21 protein-coding genes are annotated in these 22,935 nt (G+C 68.8%); 16 read left to right on the top strand and 5 right to left on the bottom strand.

All coding sequences use genetic code 11. The annotated features are described in order from the left end of the window. Window positions 1-37: 37 nt before the first annotated feature. A complete protein-coding gene (locus tag D8M34_RS03605) occupies window positions 38-655 on the top strand; it encodes an ANTAR domain-containing response regulator (protein ID WP_025103469.1) in 618 nt (205 codons plus the stop codon). 9 nt (window positions 656-664) lie between these two features. Continuing rightward, window positions 665-1,228: a GNAT family N-acetyltransferase gene (locus D8M34_RS03610; RefSeq protein WP_126893180.1), complete on the top strand. Its 564-nt coding sequence runs from the start codon at window positions 665-667 to the stop codon at window positions 1,226-1,228. Here D8M34_RS03610 and D8M34_RS03615 read toward each other — a convergent pair. Next, window positions 1,203-1,631: a hotdog fold thioesterase gene (locus tag D8M34_RS03615; protein ID WP_062634544.1), complete on the bottom strand. Its 429-nt coding sequence runs from the start codon at window positions 1,629-1,631 to the stop codon at window positions 1,203-1,205. The genes D8M34_RS03610 and D8M34_RS03615 overlap by 26 nt on opposite strands. A gap of 45 nt (window positions 1,632-1,676) precedes the next feature. Between D8M34_RS03615 and polA the strand changes: the two genes are divergently transcribed. From polA to D8M34_RS03650, 7 genes are all read left to right on the top strand, one after another. Beyond that, window positions 1,677-4,310, top strand: coding sequence for a DNA polymerase I (polA, locus tag D8M34_RS03620; protein WP_174235369.1), 2,634 nt, complete (start codon window positions 1,677-1,679; stop codon window positions 4,308-4,310). Window positions 4,311-4,349: 39 nt separating this feature from the next. Continuing rightward, entirely contained in the window at window positions 4,350-6,026 is a 1,677-nt protein-coding gene (locus tag D8M34_RS03625; RefSeq protein WP_126893181.1) for a DUF885 domain-containing protein, read from the top strand. Window positions 6,027-6,081: 55 nt separating this feature from the next. Next, window positions 6,082-7,116 carry an LLM class flavin-dependent oxidoreductase gene (locus D8M34_RS03630; RefSeq protein ID WP_126893182.1) on the top strand — a complete coding sequence of 345 codons (1,035 nt, stop codon included), beginning with the start codon at window positions 6,082-6,084 and terminating at the stop codon, window positions 7,114-7,116. 51 nt (window positions 7,117-7,167) lie between these two features. Next, entirely contained in the window at window positions 7,168-8,520 is a 1,353-nt protein-coding gene (locus D8M34_RS03635; protein WP_126893183.1) for an MFS transporter, read from the top strand. A 28-nt stretch (window positions 8,521-8,548) separates the two neighbouring features. Next, on the top strand, window positions 8,549-9,304 hold the full coding sequence (locus tag D8M34_RS03640; RefSeq protein WP_126893184.1) for an SGNH/GDSL hydrolase family protein: 756 nt from the start codon (window positions 8,549-8,551) through the stop codon (window positions 9,302-9,304). 19 nt (window positions 9,305-9,323) lie between these two features. Next, window positions 9,324-10,070 carry a formylglycine-generating enzyme family protein gene (locus D8M34_RS03645; protein WP_126893185.1) on the top strand — a complete coding sequence of 249 codons (747 nt, stop codon included), beginning with the start codon at window positions 9,324-9,326 and terminating at the stop codon, window positions 10,068-10,070. A 92-nt stretch (window positions 10,071-10,162) separates the two neighbouring features. Next, window positions 10,163-10,975: an arginase family protein gene (locus D8M34_RS03650; RefSeq protein ID WP_126893186.1), complete on the top strand. Its 813-nt coding sequence runs from the start codon at window positions 10,163-10,165 to the stop codon at window positions 10,973-10,975. Window positions 10,976-10,990: 15 nt separating this feature from the next. Here D8M34_RS03650 and D8M34_RS03655 read toward each other — a convergent pair whose 3' ends face one another. Together D8M34_RS03655 and D8M34_RS03660 are read right to left on the bottom strand one after the other, a co-directional pair. After that, window positions 10,991-12,172, bottom strand: coding sequence for a DUF4232 domain-containing protein (locus D8M34_RS03655; protein ID WP_126893187.1), 1,182 nt, complete (start codon window positions 12,170-12,172; stop codon window positions 10,991-10,993). An 18-nt stretch (window positions 12,173-12,190) separates the two neighbouring features. Then, window positions 12,191-13,516 (bottom strand): MFS transporter, encoded by a 1,326-nt coding sequence (locus D8M34_RS03660; protein WP_126893188.1) that lies wholly within the window; start codon window positions 13,514-13,516, stop codon window positions 12,191-12,193. A gap of 54 nt (window positions 13,517-13,570) precedes the next feature. On the opposite strand from D8M34_RS03660, the gene D8M34_RS03665 reads away from it, so the two are divergent. After that, a complete protein-coding gene (locus D8M34_RS03665) occupies window positions 13,571-13,939 on the top strand; it encodes a VOC family protein (RefSeq protein ID WP_126893189.1) in 369 nt (122 codons plus the stop codon). Window positions 13,940-13,986: 47 nt separating this feature from the next. Next, window positions 13,987-14,517: a GNAT family N-acetyltransferase gene (locus D8M34_RS03670; RefSeq protein WP_238695588.1), complete on the top strand. Its 531-nt coding sequence runs from the start codon at window positions 13,987-13,989 to the stop codon at window positions 14,515-14,517. A 27-nt stretch (window positions 14,518-14,544) separates the two neighbouring features. Here D8M34_RS03670 and D8M34_RS03675 read toward each other — a convergent pair whose 3' ends face one another. Next, window positions 14,545-15,069 carry a hypothetical protein gene (locus D8M34_RS03675; RefSeq protein WP_126893190.1) on the bottom strand — a complete coding sequence of 175 codons (525 nt, stop codon included), beginning with the start codon at window positions 15,067-15,069 and terminating at the stop codon, window positions 14,545-14,547. An 844-nt stretch (window positions 15,070-15,913) separates the two neighbouring features. On the opposite strand from D8M34_RS03675, the gene D8M34_RS03680 reads away from it, so the two are divergent. The 5 genes from D8M34_RS03680 to D8M34_RS03700 all read left to right on the top strand — a co-directional run bounded on the left by D8M34_RS03680 (window position 15,914) and on the right by D8M34_RS03700 (window position 20,758). Then, window positions 15,914-16,420, top strand: coding sequence for a hypothetical protein (locus D8M34_RS03680; protein WP_085607501.1), 507 nt, complete (start codon window positions 15,914-15,916; stop codon window positions 16,418-16,420). Further along, on the top strand, window positions 16,417-17,202 hold the full coding sequence (locus D8M34_RS03685) for a peptidoglycan recognition protein family protein (RefSeq protein ID WP_126893191.1): 786 nt from the start codon (window positions 16,417-16,419) through the stop codon (window positions 17,200-17,202). The genes D8M34_RS03680 and D8M34_RS03685 overlap by 4 nt, the downstream gene beginning before the upstream one ends. A 28-nt stretch (window positions 17,203-17,230) precedes the next feature. Beyond that, on the top strand, window positions 17,231-18,049 hold the full coding sequence (locus D8M34_RS03690) for an ornithine carbamoyltransferase (RefSeq protein ID WP_274543242.1): 819 nt from the start codon (window positions 17,231-17,233) through the stop codon (window positions 18,047-18,049). 1,402 nt (window positions 18,050-19,451) lie between these two features. Beyond that, on the top strand, window positions 19,452-19,817 hold the full coding sequence (locus D8M34_RS03695; RefSeq protein ID WP_238695594.1) for an ArsR/SmtB family transcription factor: 366 nt from the start codon (window positions 19,452-19,454) through the stop codon (window positions 19,815-19,817). Beyond that, on the top strand, window positions 19,817-20,758 hold the full coding sequence (locus D8M34_RS03700) for a cation diffusion facilitator family transporter (RefSeq protein WP_126893194.1): 942 nt from the start codon (window positions 19,817-19,819) through the stop codon (window positions 20,756-20,758). The genes D8M34_RS03695 and D8M34_RS03700 overlap by 1 nt, the downstream gene beginning before the upstream one ends. A gap of 152 nt (window positions 20,759-20,910) precedes the next feature. On the opposite strand, the gene D8M34_RS03705 is transcribed toward D8M34_RS03700, so the two are convergent. Beyond that, a complete protein-coding gene (locus D8M34_RS03705) occupies window positions 20,911-22,713 on the bottom strand; it encodes a heavy metal translocating P-type ATPase (RefSeq protein WP_446723720.1) in 1,803 nt (600 codons plus the stop codon). Window positions 22,714-22,935: the final 222 nt, after the last annotated feature.

Here is a 22,935-nt window from a genome sequence, read left to right on the forward strand (position 1 = left end):
CAGCCGGCGGTGGGGACCTCTCCGTTAGGATGGAGGGGTGACCGAGCAAGAACAGGCTGAGCAGCCCACGGCATCCGCACCCCGACGCGTCGTCGTCGCCGAAGACGAGTCGCTGATCCGTCTCGACATCGTCGAGATCCTCCGCGACAACGGCTTCGATGTCGTCGGCGAGGCCGGCGACGGCGAGACGGCGGTGGCCCTCGCCACCGAGCTGCGTCCCGACCTCGTCATCATGGACGTGAAGATGCCCCAGCTCGACGGCATCAGCGCTGCCGAGAAGCTCCACAAGGGCAACATCGCCCCGGTCGTGCTGCTGACCGCGTTCAGTCAGAAGGAGCTCGTGGAGCGCGCGAGCGAGGCCGGAGCCCTGGCCTACGTCGTGAAGCCCTTCACCCCGAACGATCTCCTCCCCGCGATCGAGATCGCCCTGGCCCGCCACGAGCAGATCATCACCCTCGAGGCCGAGGTCGCCGACATGGTCGAGCGCTTCGAGACCCGCAAGCTCGTCGACCGCGCGAAGGGCCTCCTCAACGAGAAGATGGGCCTGAGCGAGCCCGAGGCGTTCCGCTGGATCCAGAAGGCGTCGATGGATCGCCGCCTGACGATGCAGGACGTCGCCAAGGCGATCATCGAGCAGCTCGCTCCCAAGAAGTAAGGCACTCCGGTGCTCCGGCTGGACGCAGAGCACGTTCTGCGGCCGGTCCGCGCCGGCGACGGTGCGGCGCTCGCGCACGCGTATCTCGCGAACAGAGAGCACCTCGCCCCGTGGGAGCCGGAGCGCTCCGAGGCGTTCTTCACCGAGGACTGGCAGGAGCAGAACGCGCAGCAGTGCGTCGCGGAGGCCGCCCTCGGCCGGAGCTCCCGGTTCGTGATCCTCTCGGACGACGGCGAGATCCGCGGCCGGGTCAACCTGAACACCATCGTGCGCGGTGCGTTCTGGAGCGCCGATCTCGGGTACTGGATCGATTCCACCCGGCTGCGCCGCGGGCTCGCCGGGCGCGCGGTCGCCCTCGTGGCGGAGCACGCGCGGGACGAGCTGCGACTGCACCGCCTCCAGGCGTCGACGCTGCTCCACAACGTCGCCTCGCAGCGGGTCCTCGCCGCCACCGGCTTCGAGCGCATCGGCATCGCCCCGAAGTACCTGCGGATCGCGGGGGAGTGGCAGGACCACATCCTGTTCCAGCTCCTGCTGGAGGAGCCGCTCAGCCCGCGGCGGGAGCGTCCTTGATCATGTTGGTGATGCGGATCGTCGAGCAGCGCCGGCCCTGATCGTCGGTCACGACGATCTCGTGCACCGTGATGCTGCGCCCCAGGTGCACAGGCGTGCAGACTCCGGTGACCACGCCCGAGGTGGCCGACCGGGTGTGCGTGGCGTTGATGTCGACGCCGACAGCGAGGCGGCCGGCGCCCGCGTGCAGGTTGGCCGCCATGGAGCCGAGCGATTCGCCGAGCACGACGTAGGCACCGCCGTGCATGAGACCGACCGGCTGGGTGTTGCCCTCCACCGGCATCGTGGCCACACAGCGGTCGATGCCGAACTCGACGAACTCCATGCCCATCTTCTCGGCCAGCGCTCCCATGCCGCGGGCGGCCGCCCACTCGAGTCCCTCGCTGGTGGCGACCTCGCTCATGCATCCTCCTCTGCGGGTGTCCGTGCTCCTCGTTAGGCTGACAGGGTGACGGACTCCGCAAAGCCTACCCTCATGGTCGTCGACGGCCACTCGCTCGCCTACCGGGCCTTCTTCGCCCTCCCGGTCGACAACTTCACCACCAAGGACAACCAGCACACGAACGCCATCTACGGCTTCCTGTCCATGCTGGTCAACCTGATCAAGGCCGAGCAGCCCACGCATCTCGCGATCGCGTTCGACACCTCCCGCCACTCGTTCCGCACCGACGAGTATCCGGAGTACAAGGCCACCCGGTCCGAGACGCCGCAGGAGTTCAAGGGCCAGATCCCGCTGCTGCAGGACTGCCTCGCGGCGATGTCGATCCCGGTGCTGACGCAGGAGGGCATCGAGGCCGACGACATCCTCGCCACCCTCTCCACGCAGGGGGCGGCCCAGGGCTACGACGTGCTCGTGGTCTCGGGAGACCGTGACACCATCCAGCTCGTCACCGACGACGTCACGCTGCTGTATCCGTCCGTCCAGGGGGTCTCGCAGCTCAAGCGCTACGACCCGGCGACCGTGCAGGAGCGCTACGGCGTCCGTCCTGAGCAGTACCCCGACATCGCCGCCCTTGTGGGTGAGACCAGCGACAACCTCCCCGGCGTGCCGAAGGTGGGGGAGAAGACGGCCGTCAAGTGGCTCACGCAGTTCGGCTCCCTCGACGAGCTGCTCGAGCGTGCCGGTGAGATCAAGGGCGTGGTCGGCGGCAACCTCCGCGACCACATCGACGACGTCCGCCGCAACCGCAAGCTCAACCGCCTGCTGACCGACGTGGAGCTGCCGGTCGCACCGGCCGACCTCGCCGTCGCCCCGATCGACGCCGAGGCCGTCCGCGACATCTTCGCCCGGCTGGAGTTCCGCACGCTGCTGCCCCGGGTCTTCGAGGCCGTCGGAGCGGGCGAGGTCGCCGACGACCCGGCCTCCGTCGTCGAGATGCCCACGCCGGTACAGGTGTCCGCCCCCGATCTGGCCGTCTGGGCCGCAGCACAGGACGGAGACGTCGCTCTCCGGGTCGTGGTGCAGTCCGGCGCACCTGTGCGCGTCGGCGTCGCCACCGGGAGCGAGCTGCGCGAGCTCGACTGGTCGGAGGAGGCGGCCGCGGCGCTGCGCCCGTGGCTGGAGTCCGAGGCGCCGAAGGTGCTGCACGACGCCAAGCCGCAGGTGAAGGCGTTGCTCCGTCAGGGCATCCGCCTGGGCGGGCTCGCCTACGACACGAGCCTTGCGGGCTGGCTGCTGCGCCCCAGCTTCCCCGACAAGACGCTGTCCGACCTCGTGCAGCGCTACCTGGGGGAGAAGCTCCCCGAGGCCGATCCGTCGCAGCTCGTGCCGGAGACCGAGGGCGCCACCCCCTCGCAGGAGGCATGGTTCATCCTCCGGGTGGCCGAGGCGCTGCGGAACGATCTGCCGGAGCCGGTCGACGCCGTGCTCCGCGACATCGAGCTGCCGACGCTCCGCACGCTCGCCGACATGGAGCTCGCCGGCGTCGCCGTGTCGCACGAGGTGCTGTCGACGTTCTCGGCCGAACTCGCGACGCGGGCGGACGCCCTGGCCCAGGAAGCCTTCTCGGTCGTCGGTCGCGAGTTCAACCTCGGGTCGCCGAAGCAGCTCCAGGAGGTGCTGTTCGAAGACCTGCAGCTCCCGAAGACGCGCAAGACGAAGACCGGGTACTCGACCGATGCAGCGGTGCTCGCCGACCTGCAGGAATCCCACCCGCACCCGTTCCTCAGCCTGCTGCTGCAGCACCGTGAGGCGACGAAGCTGCGGCAGATCATCGAGTCCCTCGATACCGCGATCCGCGAGGACCACCGGGTCCACACGACGTACGTGCAGACGGGGAGCCAGACCGGGCGCCTGTCCAGCACCGATCCGAACCTGCAGAACATCCCGGTCCGCACCGAGGAGTCGCGGCGCATCCGCAGCGCCTTCGAGGTCGGCGAGGGGTACGAGACCCTGCTCACCGCCGACTACTCGCAGATCGAGATGCGGATCATGGCGCACCTCTCGGGCGACGAGGGGCTGATCGAGGCGTTCAACAGCGGTGAAGACCTCCACCGCTTCGTCGGCGCCCGGGTGTTCGGCGTCGATCCGTCCGAGGTCACGCCGGCGATGCGCACTAAGGTGAAGGCGATGTCGTACGGCCTCGTCTACGGCCTCTCCGCATTCGGGCTCTCGAAGCAGCTGCGCATCGAGCAGTCCGAGGCCAAGCAGCTCATGGTCGAGTACTTCGCACGGTTCGGCGCGGTCCGCGACTACCTGCGGGCCTCGGTGATGAAGGCCAAGGAGGTCGGCTACACCGAGACGATCTTCGGGCGTCGGCGGCCGTTCCCCGATCTCGCGAGCCCCAACCGCGTGCTGCGGGAGAACGCCGAGCGGGCGGCGCTCAACGCCCCGATCCAGGGCAGCGCGGCCGACATCATGAAGATCGCGCTGTTCCACATCCACGACGACCTCCACGCCGCGAAGCTGGAGTCGCGGGTGCTGCTGCAGATCCACGACGAACTCGTCGTCGAGGTCGCGGCAGGGGAATGGGATGCGGTGGAGCAGATCGTCCGCACGCGGATGGGGGATGCCGCGCAGCTCTCCGTGCCGCTCGACGTGCAGGTGGGCCGCGGTCGGGACTGGAACGAAGCCGCGCACTGATCCCGGTGGCGGACGGGGGCGGGGATTAGGCTGGAAGGTATGACTTCAGCACCCCGCACCCCCTCCGCCATCGACAGGGTCGCCGATGAATGGGTCGACAGGATCGCCGTCCTGGCGCCGACTCTCGGCACCTACATCGGCCGGTCCGAGGTCAACGACCGGTTCGGCGATCTGAGCCCGGAAGGCCATGAGGAGATCGCCGCGGCGACGCGGGCCACGCTCGACACGCTGTCCGCGCTGGAGCCCGTCGATGCGATCGACGAGGTGACCAAGACCGACCTCAGTGCGGAGCTGCGCCTCGACCTCGAGCTGCACGAGGCGAAGTGGCACCTGCGCGATCTGAACGTCATCGCCTCCGCCGCGCAGGACGTCCGCTCCGCCTTCGACCTGATGCCCACCGCGACGGTCGAGGACTGGGAGGTCATCTCCACCCGGCTCTCCGCGGTTCCCGCGGCGCTGCGCGGATACGTCGAGACGCTGCGCCTGGGCATCGCCGAGGGCGTGACGCCTGCACGACGCCAGGTCGCGGAGGTCGCGACGCAGATCGACCGCTACATCGCCGACGACGGCTTCTTCGCGGCGTTCGTCGCGCACGCCGATCCCGAGGAAGGCCAGCTTCCCGCCTCGCTCGCCCGCACCCTGGCGGACAACTCCGCGGCTGCGCGGGTCGCGTACGGGGAGCTGCGGCGCTTCCTTGCCGAGGAGCTCGCGCCCGAGGCCGGTGAGACGGACGCCGTGGGGCGCGACCTCTACGCCCTCAACTCCCGTCGATTCCTCGGCGCCACCATCGACCTCGACGAAACCTACGAGTGGGGTCGCGAAGAGCTCGCCCGCATGGTGGCCGAGCAGACGGCGATCGCGAACGAGATCCTCCCCGGCGCCTCCGTGGAGGAGGCCGTCGCGCATCTGGAATCGGATCCCGCCCGCAAGCTCGTCGGCACCGAGGCGCTCCAGCGGTGGATGCAGGAGACCAGCGACCGCGCGGTCGCCGAGCTCGGCGCCTCGCACTTCGACATCCCGGAGGCCATCCGCACCCTGGAGTGCATGATCGCGCCGACGCAGGAGGGCGGGATCTACTACACCGGCCCCACCGACGACTTCTCGCGCCCCGGCCGCATGTGGTGGTCGGTCCCCGAGGGCGTCACCGAGTTCGACACGTGGCGCGAGCTCACCACCGTGTACCACGAGGGTGTGCCGGGGCATCACCTGCAGATCGCCCAGGCCGTGTACAACCGCGCCGAGCTCAACTCGTGGCGACGGCTGCTCGCCGGCACCTCCGGTCACGCGGAGGGCTGGGCGCTGTATGCGGAGCGACTGATGGAGCAGCTCGGTTACCTGGACGACCCGGCGGATCGCCTCGGCATGCTGGACGGGCAGCGGATGCGGGCGGCGCGCGTGGTCCTCGACATCGGCGTGCACCTCGGCAAGCCCCGTCTCGACGGTGACGGCGTCTGGGATGCCGACTACGCGCTCGACTTCCTCCGTCGCAACGTCAACATGTCGGACCAGTTCGTGCAGTTCGAGGTCAACCGGTACCTCGGCTGGCCGGGTCAGGCACCGTCGTACAAGGTCGGTCAGCGCATCTGGGAGCAGGTCCGCGACGCCGTCCAGCAGGCGGAGGGCGACGCGTTCAGCTTCAAGGGCTTCCACAAGCGCGCCCTCGATCTGGGCGGTGTCGGGCTGGACACGCTGCGGAGTGCGCTGCTGCCTCGGTGACGGGAATGCCGGCCTCCCGCCGCGTGTTCCATTCACCTGAATAGGAAGGTGTGACATGGACATCGAGTTCGGGCTGGACACGTTCGGCGACATCACCCGGGATCAGGACGGCGAGCTGCTCAGTGGCGCGCAGACCATCCGGAACGTCGTCGCCCAGGCGGAGCTGGCTGATACGGTCGGCGTGGACTTCTTCGGCGTGGGGGAGCACCATCGGCGCGAGTTCGCGGTCTCGTCTCCGGAGATGGTGCTCGCGGCGATCGCCGCCCGCACCGAACGGATCCGGCTGGGCACCGCCGTGACCGTGCTGTCCTCGGACGACCCGGTGCGCGTGTTCGAGCGCTTCTCGACCCTCGACGCCCTGTCCGGAGGGCGGGCGGAGGTCGTGCTCGGGCGCGGTTCGTTCATCGAGTCCTTCCCGCTGTTCGGCTACGACCTGCGCGACTACGACCGGCTCTTCGAGGAGAAGCTGGAGCTGTTCGTCGAGCTCCTCAAGGAGGAGCCCGTGACGTGGTCCGGGTCGCTGCGGCCGTCGCTCGACAACGCGGACGTCTTCCCGAAGACCGAGAAGGGTCTGCGCACGTGGGTCGGCGTCGGCGGCAGCCCCGAGTCCGTCGTGCGTGTCGCGCGTCACGGTCTCGGCCTCATGCTGGCGATCATCGGCGGCCCGGCCGGGCGATTCAAGCCGTTCGTCGACCTGTACCACCGCTCGGTCGCCTCCTTCGGGACGACGGCGCACCCGGTGGCCGTGCACTCGCCGGGACACATCGCGCCCACCGACGCGGAGGCATGGGACGAGGCCTACCCGGGCTTCGAGGCGATGAACAACACCATCGGTCGCGAGCGCGGCTGGCCGCCCTACAGCCGCGCGCGTTTCCAGAACGACATCGGTCCCGAGGGCTCGTTCTATGCCGGCTCACCGGAGCGTGTCGCCGCGAAGATCGCCGACACGATCACGACCCTCGGGCTGGGCCGCTTCGACCTCAAGTACGCGACGGGAACCCTCTCGCACGAGTCGATGATGCGCAGCATCGAGCTGTACGGCACCGAGGTGATCCCTCGGGTGCGGAAGCTCCTCGCCGACCGCGACTGAGCGGGCGTCATCTCGCGGCTCGGCGGGACGGCCGGCCCTACGATGAGAATCATGGCCGATACCGCCCTGCCGAGCCGCACCTCGCTCGCCGAGCGCCTCGACGTCCTCCCGTTCACCCGCCGGCACCTGCGCCTGCTCACGGGCTCCGGCGTCGGCTGGGCGCTCGACGCGATGGACGTCGGACTCATCTCCTTCATCATCGCGGCGCTCTCGCAGCAGTGGGATCTGACGAAGGGGGAGGCCGGCTGGATCGCCTCGCTCGGTTTCGTCGGCATGGCGGTCGGCGCGACCCTCGGCGGTCTTCTCGCTGACCGCTTCGGCCGCCGGCAGGTGTTCGCCCTCACTCTGCTCATCTACGGTGTGGCCACCGGAGCGAGTGCGCTGGTCGGGGGAGTGGCGGCCCTGCTCGTGCTGCGTTTCTTCGTCGGCCTCGGCCTCGGCGCGGAGCTGCCGGTCGCCTCGACCTATGTGAGCGAATTCGCTCCCGCGCGCATCCGCGGACGGCTGATCGTCATCCTGGAAGCGTTCTGGGCCGTCGGCTGGACAGCATCGGCCCTGATCGGATACTTCGTGATCCCCGCCTCCGAGGCGGGCTGGCGATGGGCCTTCGCGCTCGGCGCGATCCCCGCGGTCTACGCCCTCGTCGTGCGGTGGGGTCTGCCCGAGTCGCCGCGCTGGCTGGCGTCCCGCGGACGCATCGCGGAAGCGGATCGCATCGTGGCGGCCTTCGAGGCCGATGCGGGAGTCGAGTACACCCCGCCCCTCCGGAAGGAACCGGCGTCGCGGGCCATCGCGAAGACGGCACGGGCACGGCTCGCGACCCTTTGGAACGCGGAGTTCCGCGTGCGGACGGCGTGCCTCTGGCTCGTGTGGCTGGCCGTGAACTTCGCCTACTACGGGGCCTTCATCTGGATCCCCAGCATTCTCGTGGATGCCGGATTCGACCTCGTCCGTTCGTTCGGCTTCACCCTCATCATCACGCTCGCGCAGCTCCCGGGCTACGCCGTGGCGGCCTGGCTCATCGAGGTGTGGGGACGCCGCATCACGCTGTCGGTCTTCCTGCTGGGGGCGACCGCGTCGGCCGTCGTCTTCGGCACCGCCACGACCGTGCCGATGATCATCGGCGCCGGAATGGCCCTGTCGTTCTTCACCCTCGGCGCGTGGGGCGCGCTGTACGCGGTGACGCCCGAGATCTACCCGACCTCGCTGCGCGGCACCGGGGCGGGCTGGGCCGCGGGGGTCGGACGCATCGCCTCCATCGTGGCGCCCCTCGCCGTTCCTGTCCTCCTCGTCGCCGGCGGCGCTCCTCTGCTGTTCGTCGTGTTCGCGGCCTGCTTCCTCGTCGCGGCGGCCGCCGCCTGGGGACTCGTCGACCGGAGCGGAGCGGCGCTGGACGACCGGTGACGTCCGGGACCGGGAATAGGCTGGGCGCGTGGCTGATGTACGTTTCGTCGCGATAGGCGACTCCTTCACCGAAGGCGTGGGCGATGTGCTCCCCGATGGGCGCGAGCGCGGCTGGGCCGACATCGCCGCGCAGGGATGGGCGGATGCCGCGGGGCACCCCATCCAGTACGCGAACCTGGCGATCCGAGGGAAGCTGGCCTGGCCGATCGTCGAGGAGCAGCTCGAACCCGCGCTGGCCCTCCGTCCCACGCACCTGTCGTTCAACGGCGGCGGCAACGACATGCTGCGGCCACGGACCGACGTGGAGCACATCGCCGATGCGTTCAGCCGAGTGCTGCGACGGTGTGACGAGGAGGGCGTGACGATGATCCTGCTCTCCGGCGCCAACCCCAGCGGGCAGCTTCCGATGGGCTCTCTCGTGCAGCGCCGAGGCGACCTGCTCTCCGAGGCGGTCCTGCGGCGGATCGAGGATCGCTCCGACGTGATCCGCGCCCTCAACTGGCCGGACACGGAGCTCTCGAAGCCCGCGTACTGGTCGGAGGACCGGCTTCATATGAACGCGGCCGGACACCATCGTGTCGCGGCCCGCGTGCTGCATGGACTCGGCTTCGAGCCGCCGGCAGCCTGGTGGGCGCCGCTCGATCGCTGGACCGCCGGCCCCGCGGGTCTGGCCTACTACCGGGAGTTCGTCGGGCCCTGGGTGCGTCGACGCGTGACGAGGACCTCGTCCGGAGACGGCCGCGCAGCGAAGTACCCCACCTGGGTCGAACGGTCTCCGGCGTGAGCGTCGCCGTACCCCGCGCATGAGCGATATCGAGCTCGTCCGTCTCGCCGCCGGCACGGTGACGCTGCACGACGCCCGGCGACGCACGCGCCGCACCGTGGAACTCGAACCCTTCGCCCTCGGTGTCTTCCCGGTGACCGAAGAACAGGTCACCGAGGTCCTGGGCACCCCGTCACGGCATCCTCGTCGCCCGGTCGCCGACGTGAGCTGGCTGCGGGCCGTCCACTTCTGCAACGCCGCCTCGGAGTGGGAGGGGCTCGATCCCGTCTACCACTTCGAGGGTGAGGATGTGGCCTGGGACACCACGGCGGACGGCTACCGCCTGCCGACCGAGGCCGAGTGGGAGTACGCCTGCCGCGCCGGTTCCACCGGGCCGCACTACGCCCCGCTGGCCGAGGCCGCGTGGACCGCTGCCGACGGAGTCGGTACGCCGCAGGACGTGGGCGGGAAGCTCCCGAACCTGCACGGGCTGTTCGACACGCTCGGGAACGTGTGGGAATGGTGCTGGGACCTCCTCGACCCCGCGCGGTACGACGACTACCGGGTCTTCCGCGGCGGCGGGTTCGCCGACGACGCCTGGAGCGTCCGCGCCTCGGTCCGCCGTGGGGGAGCGCCGCGCATGCGCCACGAGGACGTCGGCTTCCGCGTGGCCCGCGGCGCCTTCGACACCGAGGAGGAGGCACAGGGCTGGTCGGCTGCGGCAGACCGGGACCGCGCCTTCGTCGACGGAGGGCTCCCGTCGGGATGGACGCCGCGCCGGCGTTAGTGCAGGCCGGGTGCGGCGGTTTTGGCCGTGGTCTGTGCCGGGTGGGTGCGGCGGTTTTGGCCGTGGTCTGTGCCGGGTGGGAGACTGAGCGGATGACCAGGCCCTTCGCGCTCATCCTCAACCAGGGTCGCGTCGCCGACCGCACGGACGGAGCCCTCGTCGGGGCGCGCCGCGTCGCCGACGCCCTGTCTTCGCTTCTCCGGCGGGAGCCCGTCGTGGTCGGCACTCCGGAGCCCGGTCGGCTCGACGACTGGTCGGTCGCGCTGCCCGAGGCCTCGGACACGCTCGCGGGCCTCCGTGCCGCGGTGCAGGAGGCGATCATGGGGGAGACGACGCCGCTCCTCGTGACGAACACGTGTGCGGCGAGCCTCGGAACGCTGCCGAGCGTCGCCGAGCACCACCCCGACGCGGTGGTGCTCTGGATCGATGCGCATGGCGACTTCAACACGCCGGACACCACCGACTCCGGCTACCTCGGCGGCATGGTCCTCGCCGCCGCCTGCGGGCTGTGGGACAGCGGCCACGGGGCGGGCATCGACCCGCGGCAGGTCATCGTCGTCGGCGGCCGCGACATCGACCCCGCCGAGGGAGAGCTCCTCTCCGGCGCGGGAGTGACCGTCCTCAGCCCCGCGGAGAGCACGCCGGAGCGGCTGAGCGCTCTCATCGCCGGGCGACCGGTGTGGATCCATGTCGACTGGGACGTCCTGGAGCCCGGCTACATCCCCGCGGCCTATCGGGTCGGCGCCGGTCTGCTGCCGCACCAGGTGGCCGCGCTGTTCGCCGCCATCCCGGTCGCCGACGTCCGCGGCGTGGAGCTCGCCGAGTTCGAGGCGGGCGACGCGGAGGTTCCGGAGCGCGTCAGCGTCGAGTTGATCGTGGAGACGGTGCAGCACCTGCTGCGCTGACGGCGCGGAGTGCCGTCACGGCGCGGCGGGTGCGGCGCCGAGGTGCCAAGCGGTGATCTCGACCTCGGAGCCCGAGACGATGTCGAGCTCGACCGGCCACGAGCCGCGGTCGAGTCCGGGGAGCACGGCGGCATGCAGGGCGCGGGCGACGAGAGCGCCGTCCGTGGCATTGGCATCCCAGCCGATCACCGCGGTCGCCTCGCCGCCGGGCGGTACCGTGACGGGCGCGATACCGGGGTCGGTCGCCAGGAATGAGGAACCGGGGCGCACCTCGACGTCGAGCGCATGGCCGTTCTGGTCCGCGAACGCGATGTCGGGATACCCCTCGACCACGCAGGGCTCCTCACCGACGTTCATCAGCCGGATGCTCTGGGCACGATGCCCCGTGGCCCCGTCGGCTGTTCCGAGCAGCAGTGTGGCTCGGTCGAGGGTGCAGGCGCCCGCGGGAAGCTGGGGTGTCGAGGCCCCCGGAGCGCGCTCCGGCACAGGGTCGCCCACAGCCGCCGGATCGACGAAGGCTCCCGTCTCGTCGGTGGCGCCCTGCAGCGCGGCGTTCTCCTCGACGATCTGGCGCTGCCACGCGGCATCGGCCAGGCTCCCGACGACGACGAGAGCGACCACGCTCGCGAGGGTGACACCGAGAAGGCCCGGGGACCACCGCCGCGCAGATTCCTCACCGGCTCTGCGCGAGAACGCCCAGGCGGGGATCCAGCCCCAGGCGAGTCCCCAGTAGGCAGTGTCCGGCGCGGACTCGACGACCGCAGCCGTGAGACCGTGCAGGCCCGAGAGAGGGAGGAAGGACAGGACCCGGGTGACGTCGTCGCACAGCCCGACGACCGTTCCGGCGAGGACGGCACCGAACCAGAGCACGAGGAACGCGGGAGCCCGGCCGACGCCCCGTGCTCCGCGTGCCACGATCCAGACGACGCTGCAGAGCACGGCGGCCGTCACCGTCAGCACGAGGACGCCCCACGCACCGGGGAGCAGCCAGGCATGACTCTGCAGCGGTCCGATACCGGCGAAGCTCAGCAACCGCGTCAGAACGATGTCGGAACCGGTCAGTCGAGCGATGGCGCCGGAGACGATCCAGAGTGCGCCGAGGAGCAGGCCGGCGAGCAGCCCCGCCGTCACCGGTGGCCTCGTGCGGCCGTCTCGGGCGCTCGAGACGGGGGCGGTCGACGGGGGAGCGGAGGCCATGCCTCATCCTATGGGCGCTCAGCGACGCCGCTCGGGATCCAGCCCCATGCGGATGCGCGTCCGTTTGCGTTCGATGAGGATGAAAACGACCCCGAGGATCCAGAGGGGGATCGGGGTGAGGAACGCGACGCGGAAGGCGTCGAGCGTGTAGGTGTCCGGGGTGCCGGCGCCCTGGGCGTCGAGGAGGAGGCCGATCACGAAGACCGCGATCAGGGCTGCGATGAAGCCCCCCGCGTTCGTGACTCCGGTCGCCGTGCTGAGGCGGTGCGCGGGGTTGTGCGTGCGAGCATGGTCGAAGGCGATCATCGACGCGGGGCCCCCGGTCGCGAGAGCGATCGCCAGCACCCAGAGGAGCCAGTCCGGGGCGGGGCCGGGGAGGGCGATGACCGCGATCCACGCGGCCATCTGCACGCCGACGGCGGGGAGGACGAGGGCGAGCGAGCGGTGATTCGGGAGGCGGCGGGAGAGATCGCCGATGATCGGACCGAAGATCATGCCCGCGACCACGTAGATCGAGATGATCCCCGCCGCGTGGGCGGTGGTCAGGCCCTCGCCTGCCGTGAGGAACGGCATGCCCCACAGCAGCACGAACACCGTGCCGGCGAACGGAGTCGTGAAGTGCGACCAGAACGCGAGCCGCGTGCCGGGATGCGCCCACGCCGCCCGGATGCCGACGCCCGTGTCGATCGCCGACGTCACGACACGCACGACTCCGGTGTCCGTGTTCACCGACACGTCGGGGCCGCTCTCCGCGGGGTTGTTGCGCACGATGAGCCACACGAGGATCGTGAAGAGCAGGCCGAGACCGGCGATGCTGCCGAACGTGATCGACCAGGTGGTGGCGTGTAGCAGGGCGGCGACCGGCACCAGCGCGATCAGCTGCCCGGCCTGCCCGATGATTCCGGTGAACTGGACCATGACGGGCCCCCGTTGCGCGGGGAACCACGTGGCCACCAGTCGCAGCACGGCAGGGAAGACGGCGGCGTCGCCGGCTCCGAGGAGGACACGCGCGACGATCGCGATGCCGATGCTGGGGGAGAGGGCCATGGTGAGCTGTCCGGCCGCCATGAGCAGCATCCCCGCCGTGATGATCGGACGGGATCCGTAGCGGTCGAGGAGGACGCCCACCGGGATCTGCATTCCCCCGTAGACGGCGAGCTGCACGACCGCGAACAGCGCGAGCGTCGAGGCGTCCGCCTGGAAGCGGTCGGCGGCCTCGACACCGACGGCGCCGAGAGAGGTGCGGTTGGTGATGGCGAGCACGTAGGCCGCGACGCCGACGGACCAGATCGCCCAGGCCCGCCACCCCGGTGTGGAGACGGGGGAGTGGGAGACCTGAGGCACCCTTCCACGCTACTCCTGACCGACGATGTCCGACGCCGTGGCTAGAGTGCCCGCATGACAGCCTCCTCGCAGCACCACGCCCTCGACTATGTCGAGCTCGTCGTCACGGATCTCGACGTGGCGAAACGCTTCTTCACCACCGCCTTCGGGTGGAGCTTCCAGGACTACGGCCCTGGCTATGCAGGCATCCTCTCGCCCCGCGGAGACGGGAGCGAGGTCGGCGGGCTCCTGCTCGCGGACGCACCGCGACCCGTCGGCGGTCCGCTCGTGCTGCTCTACTCCGATCACCTCGATGCGACGAAGGCGGCGATCCAGGACGCAGGCGGCCGGATCCTGCAGGAGCCGTATGCGTTCCCCGGTGGCCGGCGCCTTCACTTCGCCGACCCGAGCGGCAACGAGCTCGGCGTCTGGTCCTCCCATTAGGCGCTGCAGATCACAGCGCGGGGGCGGATGAGTGCCAGACTGCGAGGATGAGTCACCTGCCCCGCATCCCGGAGATGGAGACGTCGCGCCTCCGCCTGCGCCGGCAGACAATCGAGGACGCACCCGTCTTCCGGCACCTGTGGACCGAACGCGACGAACGAGTCCCCGCGCACCGGAGGCTCGACACGGACGGCCGCCCCGACACGGACGACATCCGAGCGCATATCCGCGATGCCGAGGAGTCGTCGCTGCTCACCGTGGAACGCATCGACACCGGCGATCCGATCGGGTACTGCGGTCTCGTCTACGGAGGCGAGGGGGTGGGCACCGAACCGGAGCTCGCGTTCGAGCTGCTGCACACCGAGCACAACCGGGGGTATGCCACCGAAGCTGCCCAGGCCGTCGTGGCATGGGCAGACGGGGCGGGCTTCGACCGCGTCTGGGCCGGCGTCTGGGAATGGAACCTCCCGTCCCGGCGAGTGCTCGAAAAGCTCGGCTTCGTCGAGTCCGGGCAGGAACGCCCGTCCTCCGTCCACGGTCGGAACATCCTGACCGTCAGGGCTCTCTTCGCGACGTGAGAGCGGGCTCCGAGCCGGCGCTCTGGCTCACGTGACTGAGGACCCCACCGGCAGCGCCTCGCCGTCACCCGGGGGCTCCTGCACGAGGTGAAGGGCCTCCGATTTCGTCAGATGGTTGGGGTACAGCGTCCGTGAGAACCTTCCGCGCGGATCGTCTTTGTCGCGGGGGAGATCGATGTGGGCTCGCTCGATCGCCGCGACGAGGAGTTCCGTCTGCTCATCGGTCAACACGAGGAGCCCTCGTTCTCGCAAGCCGACCACTGCTCGCGAGCGATCCGATGCCGTGAGGACGATCGCGATACTCCGGGCTGTGGCGTCCGGCTCCCAGGGGTGCACGACAACCATGGCCGTCGTGAGGGTCGCGGTCGGGATCTCCTTCGTGCCGACGAGCAGACGGGTGGCGTCGCGTGAGATGCGCGGCGGTCGCGAACGTCGCCGCACGACGGCGCTGACGGTGATCGCCACGGCCGCCAGCAGCGCAGCCCCGAGGGGCCATATCCATGCGCCGAGCGGTCCCGACGCCACCGGGATGAGGAACGCGCCGATCATCATCGCAAGGAGAAGCGGCTGTCCTGAGAAGACGTGAACAGCCCACCAGGGGGAGAGTCCGCGAACGAGAGCGTCCCAACGGCATCCACTCCTGCACGTCGACGTTCGGCTCGGTCTCCGGGCGATCGGACGAGTGCACCGGTTGAGGCTGCCGCCGCACTCCTCTGACGATCGACGTCACGCCCAGCACACCGAGCACGGCGGACAGCACCCATCCGCGCAGCGGGTCGTCGGCCTCGTTCTGATCGGTCCCCGCCAGTGTGACCACCCCACCCACGGAGATGAGGACAAGGAACACCCCGTAGAGCAAGAAGATCCGACGGGTGCGGCGGGCCGTCCAGGGCTTCGGATCCGTGCCTGGAGGCCACGAGGGGTCGCCCCAGGTCCTTCGCCTCGTGAGCAGGAGGCCGGCCGCCACTCCGACGCATCCGAAAGACAGCGTCACTGCCGCCAGAACGCCGATTCGAGGATCGGCGATCAGGAATGTCGAGGCCACCGCCACCGCTGCGCTGAACATCGCCAGCGCCAGGCCCACCACGGCGGGCCTCAGCGGCCCTTCGCCCCTGTCATCGTGCGCGTCCATCCGCCCGCCCCACATCTCCCCAGTCAGCAGGCGGAAGTTCAGGCCCCTCGATCCTGCCGAGGCCGAAATGTGCCTGTTCCTGAGGATGAACCTACCGTTCCGCAGGACCTGTTGCGACCGCACTCCATGCCCTCCGGAGAGCGTGTACCCCGCCTCGCAGATCGCGAGATGGGGGGAACACAGGCCCGTCGGCCATGCCCACGTTCGGATGAGGGTAGCGCGAGTATGCTCCCAGCGAAGGTGTACGACTCGTAGGATCACGATATGACCTCGCCTCGCCGTGTCCCTGCAGACCTACGGAAGCGCGGGGGCTTCCGGGGAGCCGACGACTCGACCGCCTCGCTCATCCTCGGCCAGTTCTTCGTCGGTGGCTTTTTCCTGTTCATCGTGGCTTTCTTCCTCGCGCTCGGAGCTGCGGAAGAGTACGACGGGGTGACGTCCTTCATCGGGGCGAGCATCATCGCCGTCGTCCTGTCCGTCGTGTCGATGATCACCGCCCTGGTGATCGGCCTGCCCCTTCGCCTCGTCTCGGCGCTTCGCGCGCGGTGGCTCGCGCACGGCGAGATCACCGTCGTCGGGGTCGTCGTCGGACTCAGCGCCTGCATCGTGTCGGTCATGCTGGCGGGCGGAAGCGGGGGAGCGGCGCTCCCGTGGTGGGCGTTCGTCGTCTCTTGGACGGTCCTCGCCTTCTCGGTCGCGCATTTCGTCTGGCCAGGACGACGCCGGCCGCGTGAGTTCCGAGCACCCCGAGACGGCGACCAGCCCGCGTGAGTACGCGCGGGGAGGGTCAGCAGCCGGAGGACCCGGGAGCACGGGACGCCGATGAGCACGTGCCGGCGCACACGCGGCGGGGATACCTCATCGCCGCCGGAACCGGCATCGCGGTGACCGGTGTCGGCATCTGGCTCTCCGCGAACTCCGGGGGAGAGGCAGACGACACCGGACGCAGCCCGGACAACCCCCGAGGGCTACCCGAGTACGAGCCGGTCTACGGCCGCGCGGTCGCGGGTCTCGAGGTCCCGCTCGGCTTCGAGGACTGCGCCCACCCGACGGTGCATGCTGACCGGAGCATCGCGGGCAGCGAACGTCGAACTGTGAGCCCGGTCATCGACCGCTTCATCATCCACCACACCGGCACGACATCGGACCAGTTGGACTTCTTCTCCCGCTGCAACAGGAGATCATCGGCTCCCACCTTCTATCTTCGGCACGACGGCTCGGTCATCGAGACCATCCGCCCGGGAGCGAAGCCGTCGTCCACCGGCGCGGACTGGAACTGGCGCTCCGTGGCGGTGGAGACGCTGGATTTCACCGGAGCGCCGGAGTACACGGTGACCACCGCGCAGGTCGAGGAGATCGCGCAGATGATCGCGTGGCTCGCAGGCTTCGACGGCCGGACCCTGGACGGCGTTCCGGTGCGCTTCCGGATCGACCGAGAGCACGTCATCACCCACCAGGAGACGTGGTCGGGAACGGAGTGTCCCGGCCCGTTCCTCCAATCGCGAGTGGATGACATCGTGGCGCGAGCACAGGTTATCTTCACGACATCATGAGGCTGGAGCCGTCCGCGACAATAGGGGAGTGCGCCACCTTCTCTCATTGACCGAACTTACTGGGGACGATCTGAGGGAGATCTTCGCGCGCGCCGCGCGGATCGAAGCGGGAACCCTGGCGAGGAGGGACGGCGCGGCCGCGCTGTTCTTCCCTTCCTCGAGCCTGCGGACGCGTGTCTCGTTCGAACGCGGCGCTGCGGAGATGGGTTTGCAGCCGATCGTCTTCCCTCCGGAGGCGCTCGACACCGTCGAGGACGCGGTCGACATCGTCGGATACCTGTCGGCGTGGGTCGAACTCCTCGTCGTCCGGCATGCCGATCTCCACGTGCTTCGTGAGCTCGCTGCCCCTGGGATTCTCCCGGTGGTCAACGCGATGACCAACGCGAACCACCCATGCGAGGTGCTATCCGATCTCTTCGCGCTCTCGCGCGAGACGGATGTCCGCTCACTCCGAGTCCTCGTGGTGGGACCAGACGGCAACATCGCTCGAGCCTGGGAGGAAGCCCATCGGGCTTTCGGAATCGATGTCGTGCAGGCCTGCCCGGAGGAGGTCCGCACACCCGCGCTGCCGTGGAAGGAGGATCTCAGCGATGCCGTGCAGGAGGCCGACGTGATCATCACGGATGGGCCGGGGGAGCACACCGCGGCCATGGCGCCCTATCGGATCACTTCGGATCTCCTCGACAGCGCCCCTGACGGCGTCCGTTTCGCGCCATGCCCGCCGTTCGTCCGCGGGCGTGAGGTCTCGGTCGCTGCCGCCAACCATCCCGCGTTCGTGGGCTACGAGTTCAAACGTCACCTGAAGAGCGTGCAGCAGGCGATCATGGGGTGGGCGATCGAGGGATGACGGGGAGATGACCGCGGTAGCGTTCTTTCTTTTACTGTTCTGACGGCGTAATCCGAACCGGCGTATTCGCTGCTTGGTCACCCGTCAGGGCGAAGTTCTCCGAACGACGCGGGCCGCGGCAGCGAACGATTCGGTAGACCAATGAGAGCTGGAGACCTTCGTCCGTTTGACTGTCGTTGTCGGCCGTTGCCGGTCGCGAAACGTGAGCGCAATGAAACATCCCACGATGGCCAGAACCGATGAATCGCGGGCGACTGTGGAGAGGCGCATGATTCTGCGAAGGTCACGGGAGATCAGACTGAAGATCGCTGGGCTCGAGATCGCATCGCAACACCGAGCACTTGGGCGCGCTGCGAGGACGCCACACTTGGCGGGAGTGAGTTTCATGCTGTCTGCCGTGGTGATCCCGATGCCGACGTCCACCCTCACCAGAGGCGGCTGACAACGTCAGCAGCCGTGCGAGTCTGCCGCGGTGAGGCAGTCCCCGCGACAGCGAGCAGTTCCGCGCCAGCGCTTGCAAGGCGGAGTTCAGGTAAAGCCGAACGGGCGAATCACATTGATCACCGCAGAAGCCACGCAAGAGGGCCCTCGATAGCAACCTTCCCCGCCGTGAACTCAAGGACCTGAAGGTCAGCTAGCTGCCTGAAGAGCTCCCGTTCCCGCGCCGGAACAGCTTCCGAGTCGCGCTTGACCACCAAGACTCTCCGGCCTCCCGGGGAGTCGCCGATGTTGATGAAGGTTCGACCTTAAGCAGCACGTCTGTGATGGGCCAGGAGGGCGCGCTCGCATGAATACTCAAAGCTGCGGTGTACCGTGCCCGGATATCATCGCCCTGTTCGCTGTCGTCCCATTCAAACACCCGGACGCGCAACGTGTTCGACAGACGACTGATGAGCACCGTGAACGGGAAAGGGCATCGCAAGAGCAGTTCGGCATTATCGCTAGATCTCTCGTCGCGAACATGCTGGGGGTCACCAGCGTCGAGAGTGTTCTCGAGACAGCCGGGCTCACCCTGTCGGGCCGTACCCGGGTGCCGAGAGGATTCCCCGGACTTTGCGACCCGCGAGCCGCCAGGACCCCGCAGCAGATCTCCGGACCCAACGCGCTCGTGTTCCCCCTCTTGCAGGGCGTCCGAAGACCGCTGAGGGAACATCCTTCGGTTAGCCGTGTCTGATAGTGGCGTGCCGCGGAGGACATCATTGTTCGTCAGGCAACGTGCGCATCTCGTGGTTCATGGGGGCGACGTCCGCCAGCGTCTCGTGCGTCCCGGCGAGATCGTCATGCGGGATAGTCGACGGTCCAAGCGCGCCCGCCATCAGTTGGCCGTGCAAGTGAGTGTCCTTATCAGTTGCTCTAGAACCGTGACGGTGCAGTGTTTGCGATCTATCATCGTCGTATGGCGATGATAGAACGCAACTTGCTTAAGTTGGACGCGGAGGCGACTGACGCGTACGCACACCTGTTCCAGGCGTTCGCTGACCCCACGCGACTGGCTATCGTTCAGCATCTCTCGTCCGGAGAGCATCGAGTGCGCGACCTCGTTGAGCACATGGGATTCGCGCAGTCGACCGTGAGCATGCACCTTGGATTCCTCGTTGAATGTCGTCTTGCTGTCGCTCGACCCGACGGTCCAGCGACGTGGTACGCCCTCGCGCATCCCGAGGCTCTGCGAGTCGTGACGGTTGCCGCAGAAACGCTCCTGGCCGCCACCGGAAAAGATTTGGTGCTGTGTGAGCACTTACGAAGTGAGAGAAAAGGGGCAGCGTAATGGGTGCGGGGCATGACCACGGGCCAACTATGACCGAAGAAGGCATGCCAGGGGACTTTCGCCGCCGGCTCTGGATCGCTTTCGCCATCACTGCCGCCATCGTGGCGGCGCAGGCGGTTGGCTCCGTCATCACCGGCAGCCTCGCTCTGCTCACGGACACGGCGCACGCCATCACCGACGCGTCAGGACTTCTCGTCGCGCTCATCGCGGCAACGTTGATGCTGCGCCCGCCGAGCTCGAAGCGCACCTGGGGCTTTCGACGGATTGAAGTGATAGCAGCACTCGCTCAAGCGGCGCTGCTCCTGGCGGTCGGAACCTACGCGGCAATCGAAGGTATCCGTCGCCTGTTCGAGCCGCCAGAAGTACCAGCGGGGGAGTTGCTCGTCTTTGGCATCATCGGGCTCACCGCCAACATCGTTGCAATCGCGGTGCTCGCATCGAGTCGAGGCGCGAACTTCAACATGAGGGCCGCTTTCCTCGAAGTTCTCAACGATGCTCTTGGTTCACTCGGTGTCATCGTCGCGGCCATCGTCATCGCGACGACAGGGTTTCAGCAGGCAGATGCTCTCGCAGGAATACTCATCGCCGCTCTCATCGTCCCTCGCGCGTTCATGTTGATGCGTGAGACCGGCAGTGTTCTCATGGAGTTCACTCCCAAAGGCCTGGACCTCGAGGACGTGCGGGCACACATTCTCAAGCTCGAGCATGTAGTCGATGTGCATGACGTTCACGCATCCACCGTGGCCACTGGGTTGCCCACGCTGAGCGCGCACGTCATAGTTCGCGACGAGTGCTTCCAGGACGGACACGCGATGACGGTGTTGGCTGACATTCGGGAATGTGTGGCTGAACACTTCGAAGTTTCGGTCGCGCACTCGACCTTTCAACTCGAGACCGAGACGGTCGCCGACCACGAGTCAACGTCTGTCCGGCATGCATAGGTGGACGCGGCTTACCGCGTTGCCTCAAGGTGATGCTGCTCCGATACGCGCCGAACGCTCGCTCTGGCACTCGCTGAAGCACAACTTCAGTGGTGATGCGTCCAAACCCCGAACTTCCGTCACGAGGTCCGTCGACTCGGCAACCGAAGTCGTCACCGCGAGAATCCGATCCCGCGGCGTCGGGCGGCACGGACGCCATTGAGGATGACGATGACTTCGGCGACCTCGTGGACAAGGACGACACCAGCGAGGCCGAGAACACCGAACAAGGCGAGGGGGAATAGAACGACGATGATGGCCAGGGCGAGTGCGATGTTGATGGTCATGATGCGGCGTCCGCGGCGGGCGTGGGCGAGGGCTGCGGGGATGAGGCGAAGGTCGTTGCCGGTGAAGGCGATGTCGGCGGATTCGATGGCCGCAGCTGAGCCTTTTGCACCCATCGCGATCCCGACGGTTGCGGTGGCAAGGGCGGGGGCGTCGTTGATGCCGTCGCCGACCATGGCCGTCGGACTCTCCGTGACGAGGGCCGTGATGGCGGCGGCCTTGTCGGCGGGGAGTTGCTCGGCGCGTACGTCGCTGATGCCGGCGCGGGCGGCGAGGGCGTAGGCGGTTCGCTGGTTGTCGCCGGTGAGCATGACGGTGCGTATGCCCTGCGCGTTCAGCATGGAGATGGTCTCGGCGGATTCGGGGCGCAGTTCGTCCCGCACGCCGATGAGGCCCGAGACCTGACCGTCGGTCTCGACGACGACGACGGTCATACCGTCTCCGGCCATCTCGTCGGCGGGCTCGGTGAGCTCACCCAGTTCCGAGAGCCAGCGTGCGTTCCCGACCCGAACGTGGGTGGAGCCGACGAGGCCGGTGAGGCCGTGGCCGGCATCTTCGACGACGTCTGTCGCTGCGGGGATGTCGGACGCGGCGCGAGTGATGGCGGCGGCAAGCGGGTGGGTGCTCGTGGTCTCGAGGGCGGCGGCGAGGGAGATGATCTCCTCGCGGGAGCGTCCGTGAGCAGGCACGACGGCGACGATCTCCGGCTCGTTGCGCGTGAGGGTGCCGGTCTTGTCGAGCGCGACGGTGCGGATGGTGCCGAACTGTTCGAAGGCCTCGCCGGACTTGATGACCACACCGAACTTCGAGGCCGAGCCGATGGCGCTGATGACCGTCACCGGAACGGCGATGGCTAGCGCGCACGGGGACGCGGCGACGAGCACGACGAGCGCCCTCTCGATCCACAGGCCGGGATCCCCGACGATGAACCCGAACACGGCCACGAGAGCTGCGACGATGAGCACGGCCGGCACGAGCGGGCGGGCGATCCGGTCCGCCAGGCGGGCTCGCTCGCCCTTGCGGGCGTGCGCCTGCTCGACGAGCTCGACGATCTGGGTGAGGGAATTGTCGCGGCCGTCGGCGGTTGCTTCGATCCGCAACGTCGCAGCCCCGTTCACCGATCCCGCGGGGACGGCGTGTCCCGGTCCGACCTCCACCGGGATCGACTCGCCCGTCACGGCAGACGTGTCGATGCCGGAGCGGCCCTCGACCACCACGCCGTCCGTCGCGATCCGTTCTCCCGCACCGACGACGAGGATGTCGAGCTCGCGGACCTCCGCGGCGGGGATCGTCACGTCACCGTTCAGGCGCGAGACACGCACGGTCTCCGGGATCAGCGACAGCAGCGCGCGTAGTCCCTCCTTCGCCCGATCCATAGCCCGATCCTCGAGAGCTTCGGCAAGCGAGAACAGGAACGCCAGCGCTGCAGCTTCGCCCACGTGGCCGAGAGCTACGGCGCCGATGGCGGCGATGGTCATCAGAAGGCCGACGCCGAGTCGGCCCCGCACCAGGCGGCGGATCGCCCCGGGGACGAACGTGTACGCACCCGCGAGGAGTGCGACCGTCTGGAGGACAAGCGCCGGAGCCGGCAGTCCGGACCACTCGAAGACATAGCCTGCCAGCAGCGTCACGCCGGCTATCGCGGACGGCAGGAGCGCGGTGTCGCGCCAGAGGGGCGGCCGTGCCTCGTGCTCAGCGTCCCCGTGCGAATGATCCGCGTCGCGGGGGGAAGCCGGTCCGCAGCAGGCGTCGTCCTCCAGGGGCGGCGTTCGCCTCGATGATGAAGAGGACGTGATGGGGTCGGGTCCGCAGCAGGCGTCTGCGGCGGCAGAGGGCTGGCGTAGCTCGAGCCG

The sequence above is a fragment of the Microbacterium sp. HSID17254 genome, assembly GCF_003989315.1.
Classification (GTDB): domain Bacteria; phylum Actinomycetota; class Actinomycetes; order Actinomycetales; family Microbacteriaceae; genus Microbacterium.

Bases quoted from the DNA above. Each gene is read 5' to 3' on its own strand.
- D8M34_RS03645 (WP_126893185.1), top strand. From the start codon at position 9,324: ATGAGCGATATCGAGCTCGTCCGTCTCGCCGCCGGCACGGTGACGCTG.
- D8M34_RS03675 (WP_126893190.1), bottom strand. From the start codon at position 15,069: ATGATGATCGGCGCGTTCCTCATCCCGGTGGCGTCGGGACCGCTCGGC.
- D8M34_RS03680 (WP_085607501.1), top strand. From the start codon at position 15,914: ATGACCTCGCCTCGCCGTGTCCCTGCAGACCTACGGAAGCGCGGGGGC.
- D8M34_RS03695 (WP_238695594.1), top strand. From the start codon at position 19,452: ATGATAGAACGCAACTTGCTTAAGTTGGACGCGGAGGCGACTGACGCG.
- D8M34_RS03655 (WP_126893187.1), bottom strand. From the start codon at position 12,172: ATGGCCTCCGCTCCCCCGTCGACCGCCCCCGTCTCGAGCGCCCGAGAC.
- D8M34_RS03670 (WP_238695588.1), top strand. From the start codon at position 13,987: ATGAGTCACCTGCCCCGCATCCCGGAGATGGAGACGTCGCGCCTCCGC.
- D8M34_RS03615 (WP_062634544.1), bottom strand. From the start codon at position 1,631: ATGAGCGAGGTCGCCACCAGCGAGGGACTCGAGTGGGCGGCCGCCCGC.
- D8M34_RS03650 (WP_126893186.1), top strand. From the start codon at position 10,163: ATGACCAGGCCCTTCGCGCTCATCCTCAACCAGGGTCGCGTCGCCGAC.
- D8M34_RS03635 (WP_126893183.1), top strand. From the start codon at position 7,168: ATGGCCGATACCGCCCTGCCGAGCCGCACCTCGCTCGCCGAGCGCCTC.
- D8M34_RS03665 (WP_126893189.1), top strand. From the start codon at position 13,571: ATGACAGCCTCCTCGCAGCACCACGCCCTCGACTATGTCGAGCTCGTC.
- D8M34_RS03630 (WP_126893182.1), top strand. From the start codon at position 6,082: ATGGACATCGAGTTCGGGCTGGACACGTTCGGCGACATCACCCGGGAT.
- D8M34_RS03625 (WP_126893181.1), top strand. From the start codon at position 4,350: ATGACTTCAGCACCCCGCACCCCCTCCGCCATCGACAGGGTCGCCGAT.
- D8M34_RS03700 (WP_126893194.1), top strand. From the start codon at position 19,817: ATGGGTGCGGGGCATGACCACGGGCCAACTATGACCGAAGAAGGCATG.